This window comes from Leifsonia sp. (genome assembly GCF_051955155.1).
GTDB lineage: Bacteria > Actinomycetota > Actinomycetes > Actinomycetales > Microbacteriaceae > Leifsonia.
The window spans coordinates 1-6647 of sequence record NZ_JBQCGZ010000032.1; the positions used below are offsets into that span (position 1 = coordinate 1).

The following is a 6647-nucleotide window of genomic DNA, read 5'->3' on the forward strand; positions in this document are numbered from 1 at the left end:
GGTGGGCGTCCGCCCTGGTCTCCAGGGGGGGCGGGGACTCGGAGAACGACCGCGGATACTACGCCGGGAAAGCACCCGCCCGGCCCAGTACGCCCGTAAACGCCCGCACCCCTCCGGCGGGGGCCTTTTCGCATCCCCGCCCGCCGGCCGCCCCGGCGACTGTCGCCGCCCGGTACCCCCACCCCCTGCTCGAGCGCGGTCAGGCGTACCGGGGAGGGACAGTCCCGGGGCCGGTCGCAGCGGCGCAGCGCTGCCGCGGACCGGGCGGGCGGCGCGGTAGAGCGCGCTGAGGAGGGCGCGCGGTGACTGCTGCCGTTCGGTACAACTGCTACTGCTCGCGCAGGGGCACTTGTACCGCGGAGGCGCACTCGCTTGGCGGTCGGGTGCGGGCGAGCGACCCGGGCGGGCGGAGCAGGGTGGGGCGCGCGCTCGCCCGCCCGGCGGCTCGCTCGCGGGGAGTGCTGCCGTTTGGAACGTCTGCGCGTGCGCGAGCAGGCGCAGTTGTACCGCGGAGGGGCAGTCGTGGGCGCTGCGGGTTAGGGGAGGCGGGCGAGGGTGAGGACGTCGACGGAGACGCGCGTGGTGGTCGGGGCGGCGGAGGCGGGAGCGTTGGCGGCGGCGCCGGCCGCGTGACGTGCCGAGGGGCCCATGCCGCGGAGCGCGTCGACAAGGCCGGAGGTCACCGGGAGGTCGTAGGCGACGTGTTCGCGCGTCAGCGGGGCGTACAAGGACGCTGAGGCGGCGAGGACGTCGTCCGCCTTGTCGGCGGGGATGTCCAGCATGGTGCCGGCGTCGCGCAGCGAGCCGAGGTGATCGGCCCGGGGGACCACGACGACCAGGCGCCCGGCGGGGGCGAGCACGCGGTGGAACTCGGGGAGGTTGCGGGGCGCGAACACGTCGAGGATGGCGTCCACGGTGCCGGAGCGGACCGGGAGCGGCCGCCAGGTGTCGGCGACCAGGCCGTCGATCCGGTCGTCCGAGCGGAGGGCGCGGGCGACGGCGGCGGGGGACAGGTCCATGGCGAGACCCGTACTGCCGTCCGCGGCGGCGAGGGCGGCGCGGAGGTAGTGACCGGTTCCTGCACCCGCGTCCAGGATGCGCCGCGCCGGGCTGCCGACCGACGCCGCGGCGGCGACGGCCTGCGCGATGGGGTCGTAGGCGCCGGAGGAGAGGACGCGGTCGCGGGCGTCCAGCATGTCGGCGGTGTCGCCGAGGTGGCGGCTGCCGCCGCCGAGGAGCGAGACGTAGCCGCGCTTGTTGACGTCGTGGCGGTGGCCGTTGGTGCAGCCGAGCACCAGGGGGCCGGCGGGGGAGAGGTCGTCGCCGCAGACGGGGCAGCGCAGCCAGGCGGACAGGCGGGCGAGATCGGTCATGGCAGCCTCGTGGGGGTACGCGAAAGCGCCGGCGCAACGAGTGCGGCCGGCGCTTTCGTGGTGGTCGGACGGGTCAGTGGTGGCCGTGGCCCGACTCGAGCTCGCCGCGGGTGGGCGGCACGATGCGGTCCTCGAAGAACCACCGGGACAGGCTGGCGCGCATCCGCTCGCCCGCCGTGATCTTGCCGCGCTTGTTCGGGCGGAGCATCAGCGGCTCGTAGGCCTCGAAGCTCACCAGACGCCAGCGCTCGTAGTCGCTCAGCTGCTCGTGCACCTCGATGAACTCGCCGCCGGGCAGCTTGACGATGCGGCCGGTCTCGTAGCCGTGCAGCGCGATCGAGCGGTCCTTCTTCTGCAGCGCGAGGCAGACGCGCTTGGTCAGGAAGTAGGCGATGATCGGGCCGAGGATCAGCAGGGCCTGGAGGGTGTGGATCACTCCCTCCATCGTCAGCTTGAAGTGCGTCGCGATCAGGTCCGAGCTCGCCGCCGCCCAGAACACCGCGTAGAACGTGACGCCGGCGGCGCCGATGGCCGTGCGGGTGGCCGCGTTGCGCGGACGGTCCAGGATGTGGTGCTCGCGCTTGTCGCCGGTGATCCACGCCTCCAGGAAGGGGTAGATCATGACGGTCACGATGAACAGACCGAGGATGGCGACCGGGACGATGATGTTGAACGACCAGGTGCGGTCCAGCCAGACGAACTCCCAGCCCGGCGGGACGAGGCGCAGCGCGCCGTCCGCGAAGCCGATGTACCAGTCCGGCTGGGTACCGGCGGACACGGGGGAGGGGTCGTACGGGCCGTAGTTCCAGATCGGGTTGATGGTGAAGAACGACGCCATGAGCGCGACGACACCGAACACGATGAAGAAGAATCCGCCGGCCTTCGCCGCGTACACCGGCAGGACCGGGTAGCCGACGACGTTGCCCTGCGTGCGGCCGGGGGCCGCGTACTGGGTGTGCTTGTGGATGACCACGAACATCAGGTGCAGCGCGATGAACGCGAGCACCAGCGCCGGAAGCAGGAGGATGTGCAGCGTGTAGAGACGTCCGACGATCGCGGTGCCGGGGAACTCGCCGCCGAAGAGCAGGAACGAGATCCAGGTGCCGACGACCGGCAGGCCCTTGATCAGGCCGTCGATGATGCGGAGCCCGTTGCCGGACAGCAGGTCGTCCGGCAGCGAGTAGCCGGTGAAGCCCTCGGCCATCGCGAGGATGAAGAGGACGAAACCGATCACCCAGTTGAGCTCGCGCGGCTTGCGGAACGCACCGGTGAAGAAGATGCGCAGCATGTGCAGGCCGATCGCGGCCACGAACAGCAGCGCCGCCCAGTGGTGGATCTGGCGGACCAGCAGACCGCCGCGCACCTCGAACGAGATGTTCAGGGTCGACTCCATCGCCGCGGACATGTGGATGCCCTTGAGCGGCACGTAGGAGCCGTTGTAGACGACCTCGGCCATCGACGCCTGGAAGAAGAACGTCAGGAACGTCCCCGACAGGAGGATGACGATGAAGCTGTAGAGGGCGACTTCACCCAGCAGGAACGACCAGTGGTCGGGGAAGATCTTGCGCCCGAACTCCTTGACGGCGCCCGAGATGCTCGTGCGGTCCTCGATGTAGTTCGCGGCCGCCGCCGTGAAGCCACCCTGTTTGACCGTGGTGGATGCCGCGGGTGCCGCGGCGGTCGTGGTGCTCAATGGCGCTCCCAGAAGCTCGGGCCGACGGGCTCGTGGAAGTCGCTGCGGGCGACCAGGTAACCGTCGGCGTCAACGGTGATCGGCAGCTGCGGCAGGGGCCGCTTCGCCGGTCCGAAGATGACCTCGGCCTCGTGCGTGATGTCGAACTGCGACTGGTGGCACGGGCAGAGCAGGTGGTGGGTCTGCTGCTCGTAGAGCGCCACGGGGCACCCGACGTGCGTGCAGATCTTGGAGTAGGCGACGATGCCGTCGTAGTTCCAGTTCTCGCGGCCCTTGGACACGTGCAGGTCCTCGGGCTTGAGGCGCATGAGCAGGACGGCCGCCTTGGCCTTCTGCTCGAGCATGTCCTCGGCGTCGTTCAGGCCCTCCGGGATCACGTGGAACACGCTGCCGAGGGTGACGTCCGACGCCTTGATGGGCGTTCCGGAGGGGTCGCGGGTGAGCTTGACGCCCTTGGCCCACATGGTCTGGGAGAGCGCCTCCACCGGGTCGACGTTCTGCGGGGCGAGGCCGCGGAACAGGACGACGGCGGGAAGCGGGAAGGCGATCAGCGCGCCGATCAGGCTGTTGCGCACCAGGGTGCGGCGGTTGAAGCCGGACTCCTCGTCGGCCTGACGGAAGATCTCGGCGGCACGCTCGGTGGTCGCCTCGGAGCCGCGGACCGGGTGACGGAGGTCGACGCCCTCCTTCTCGTGCATGAGGGCCTTGCCCCAGTGCACGGCGCCGATGCCGATCGCGAGCAGCGCGAGCGCGATGCCGATGCCGATGAACAGGTTGTTCAGCCGGACCGAACCGGGGTCGCTGTCGTCGATCGGGAACGCCATGTAGGCGGCGACCGCCCAGACGCTGCCGACGATCGACAGGTAGAACAGGGTGTAGACCGTGCGCTCGGCGCGGCGCTCCTTCTTCGGGTCGAGGTCGGTGACCCGCGGGCGGTGCGGCGGGAAGCCGGGGTTCTCGACGGCGTCGCGAACGATCACCGCCGTCCCGGGGTCGCCGGTCCGGTGCACGTCGACGGCTGACGAACTGGCTGGCGTCAGCTCGTGACCGCCGTTCTCGTCCTGTGCCATTGTTCTCCTTCTTACGCTTCAGCTTCTCTGCAAGTACGACCGGCTAGTTGGACTTCGCCGTGATCCAGACGGTCAGTGCGACGATGGCGCCCAGGCCGAAGATCCACAGGAACAGACCCTCCGCGACGGGGCCGAGCGAACCGAGCTCGAAACCGCCCGGCGACGGGTTGTTCTGGATGTACTTGAGGTACGTGATGATGTCGGCCTTGCCCTGCGGGTCGATGTTCAGGTCGTTGAACACGGGCATGTTCTGCGGGCCGGTGACCATGGCCTCGTAGATGTGCTTGGCGCTCACACCGGTCAGCGGCGGGGCGAACTTGCCCTCGGTGAGCGCGCCACCGGCGCCGGCGACGTTGTGGCACATCGCGCAATTGACACGGAAGAGCTCGGCGCCGCGAGCCGCGTCGCCCTTGCCTGCGAGGTACTTCTGCTCCGGAATGGAGGGGCCGGGGGCGAGCGAGGCCACGTAGTCGGCGAGAGCGGTGACCTGCTCGTCGGTGAACTGGACGGGCTTCTGCTCGGCCTGCGGGCCCTGCATCTGCATCGGCATGCGGCCGGTGCCCACCTGGAAGTCGACGGCTGCGGCGCCGACGCCGATGAGGCTCGGCGCGTTGACGGTGCCTTCCGCGTTCATGCCGTGGCAGGTGGCGCAGTTGGCCTGGAAGAGCTTCTGCCCCTCCTCGACCGACGACTTCGTCGCCGACTGGACCTGCGGCTGCTCGGCCGAAGCGGTGGTGGTGGTGAAGGCGGCGTATGCACCGCCGGTGAGGCCGAGGCCGATGGCCAGCAGCGCGACGGTGGCGAGCGGGTGACGACGGCCGCCCTTGCGTGCGGTGCTGGGGCGAGCGGTGCCGCGCTTGGCTGTTCCGGAGAGTCGGGGACGCATGAGGTGTAGAACGCTCCTGTTGTTATCTGATGATGTAGATGACCGCGAACAGGCCGATCCACACGACGTCGACGAAGTGCCAGTAGTACGACACGACGATGGCGCTCGTCGCCTCCTTGTGGCCGAACACCTTGACGGCGAACGCGCGGCCGATGACGAGGAGGAAGGCGATGAGGCCGCCGGTGACGTGCAGGGCGTGGAAGCCGGTGGTGAGGTAGAACGCCGAGCCGTACGCGTTGGAGCTGAGCGAGATGCCCTCGGACACGAGCGTCGCGTACTCGAGCACCTGACCGGAGACGAACACCGCGCCCATGATGTACGTGAGCGTGAACCACTCGACCATTCCCCACCTCCAGAACTGGAGGATGCCCCCGGCGCGACGCGGCTGCATGCGCTCCGCGGCGAAGACGCCGAACTGGCAGGTGACCGAGCTCAGCACCAGGATGAGCGTGTTGGTCGCCGCGTACGGGATGTTCAAGTGCTGCGTCTCGGCGGCCCACAGGTCGGGCGAGGTCGACTTGAGCGTGAAGTAGATCGCGAAGAGTCCCGCGAAGAACATCACCTCGGAGCCGAGCCACACGATCGTGCCGACGGCCACGACATTGGGCCGGTTGATGGCCGGCGCACTCGGGGAGGGGGTAATGGAAGTGCTCGTCACGTAACCCATTATGGCTGAAAAGAAGCCGTGGTTTTCTCACCTGATCGATCCGAATCCGCCCGGATTCCGGTGAGGCCAGCTCAGCGGGGCCGGGGAAGCGGTGGCTCCCCGTGGCGTGTCGTCCCCAATAGGATCGCTCTATGACGGAAATGCAGTCCTGGTCGTCCGTGCTCACCTCCCTCCTCGCCCGCGAGGATCTCAGCGTCGCGGACGCCGCGTGGGCCATGGACCAGGTCATGACGGGCGAGGCGACGGAGGCCCAGCTCGCCGCATTTCTCGTCGCGCTGCGGGCCAAGGGCGAGACCGTCGACGAGATCGTCGGCTTCCGCGACGCCATCCTCGACCACGCCGTCCCGCTCGATGTCGACCCGATGGCGCTGGACATCGTCGGCACCGGAGGCGACCGGTTCGGCACGGTGAACGTGTCGACGACGGCGTCCATCGTCGCCGCGGCGGCCGGCGTCCCGGTCATCAAGCACGGCAACCGCGCCGCGAGCTCGTCGTCCGGCTCCTCCGACGTCCTGGCGGCGCTCGGCATCGACCTGGCGCTCCCGCCGGAGCGCGTCGCCGAGGTGCTGCGGGAGACCGGCATCACGTTCGCGTTCGCGAGCGCCTTCCATCCCGGCTTCGCCAACGCCGGCCCCGTCCGCTCCCAGCTGGGGGTCCCGACGGTCTTCAACTTCCTCGGCCCGCTGTGCAACCCGGCGCGGCCGGAGGCGTCGGCGGTCGGCGTCGCGTCGCTCGACCGCATCCCGCTCATCGTCGGCGTGTTCCAGACCCGCGGCGCGACCGCGCTGGTCTTCCGCGGCGACGACGGGCTCGACGAGCTGTCGACCACCGGTCACAGCCACGTCTGGGAGGTCTCACGGGGCCTCGTCACCGAGCACGACATCGACCCGCGCGACCTGGGCATCCCGCGCGCGCGGATCGAGGACCTGCTCGGCAAGGACGCCGCGTACAACGCGGC

General features: G+C 69.8%; 6 protein-coding genes. 1 reads left to right on the top strand and 5 read right to left on the bottom strand.

The window, feature by feature from the left end:
* Positions 1-536 precede the first annotated feature (536 nt).
* The 5 genes from ACTHMF_RS03205 to ctaE all read right to left on the bottom strand — a co-directional run bounded on the left by ACTHMF_RS03205 (position 537) and on the right by ctaE (position 5689).
* Positions 537-1373 (bottom strand): methyltransferase domain-containing protein, encoded by an 837-nt coding sequence (locus ACTHMF_RS03205; RefSeq protein ID WP_440316269.1) that lies wholly within the window; start codon positions 1371-1373, stop codon positions 537-539.
* A gap of 73 nt (positions 1374-1446) precedes the next feature.
* Positions 1447-3066 carry a cytochrome bc1 complex cytochrome b subunit gene (qcrB, locus tag ACTHMF_RS03210; protein WP_440316270.1) on the bottom strand — a complete coding sequence of 540 codons (1620 nt, stop codon included), beginning with the start codon at positions 3064-3066 and terminating at the stop codon, positions 1447-1449.
* The gene (qcrA, locus tag ACTHMF_RS03215) at positions 3063-4136 is read right to left on the bottom strand and encodes a cytochrome bc1 complex Rieske iron-sulfur subunit (RefSeq protein ID WP_314146429.1); all 1074 of its coding nucleotides are present in this window, start codon (positions 4134-4136) and stop codon (positions 3063-3065) included. The genes qcrB and qcrA overlap by 4 nt, the downstream gene beginning before the upstream one ends.
* Positions 4137-4179: 43 nt before the next feature.
* Positions 4180-5022, bottom strand: coding sequence for a cytochrome bc1 complex diheme cytochrome c subunit (gene qcrC / locus ACTHMF_RS03220; protein WP_440316271.1), 843 nt, complete (start codon positions 5020-5022; stop codon positions 4180-4182).
* A gap of 22 nt (positions 5023-5044) precedes the next feature.
* Positions 5045-5689, bottom strand: a complete 645-nt coding sequence (gene ctaE / locus ACTHMF_RS03225; RefSeq protein ID WP_314146431.1) for an aa3-type cytochrome oxidase subunit III — start codon at positions 5687-5689, stop codon at positions 5045-5047.
* Between the two features lie 131 nt (positions 5690-5820).
* On the opposite strand from ctaE, the gene trpD reads away from it, so the two are divergent.
* A partial coding sequence (trpD, locus tag ACTHMF_RS03230; RefSeq protein WP_440316272.1) for an anthranilate phosphoribosyltransferase occupies positions 5821-6647 on the top strand: 827 nt, incomplete at its 3' end.